The organism is Brevundimonas sp. (assembly GCF_018608325.1).
Taxonomy (GTDB): Bacteria; Pseudomonadota; Alphaproteobacteria; order Caulobacterales; family Caulobacteraceae; genus Brevundimonas.
This window is the reverse complement of sequence record NZ_JABAZW010000057.1, coordinates 1-400: the sequence shown is the minus strand read 5'-3', so window position 1 is coordinate 400 and position 400 is coordinate 1. Positions and strand designations below refer to the sequence as shown.

1 protein-coding gene is annotated in these 400 nt (G+C 65.8%); it reads right to left on the bottom strand.

All coding sequences use genetic code 11. The annotated features are described in order from the left end of the window. Positions 1–51 precede the first annotated feature (51 nt). A complete protein-coding gene (locus QZ281_RS06050) occupies positions 52–399 on the bottom strand; it encodes a DUF6481 family protein (protein ID WP_292225912.1) in 348 nt (115 codons plus the stop codon). Position 400 lies beyond the last annotated feature (1 nt).

Below are 400 nucleotides of genomic sequence, written 5' to 3'. Positions count from 1 at the left end.
GCGGAGGCAAATCCGCAGCGCGCCGATCTTTCGAAGAAAAACAGCCCAGGCTTAGCGGCGGGCCTTGCGGGCGGCGTAGCGCGCATCGCGCTTGGCCTTCTGCTCTTCCTTGGTCAGTTGCTTGCGCGCCTTGCGGTCGGCGCGCTTCTCGGCGTCGATGGCTTCCTGGGCTTCCAGTTCAGCCGCGAGACGTGCGGCGTCCTTTTCGGCCTTCTCACGGCGCTGGTCAGCCTTGGCCAGTTCGTGCTGCTGGCGCAGGGCTTCTTTCTCGGCCGCGCGCTTTTCAGCCAGGCGGTCGAATTCGGGGTCAGGGGCGGCGGCCTTCGGCTTGAACTTGGCGAGCAGGGCCTTCTTAGCGTCCTGCTGGGCGGTGATGCGGTCGGCGAATCCGGTCTTCAAA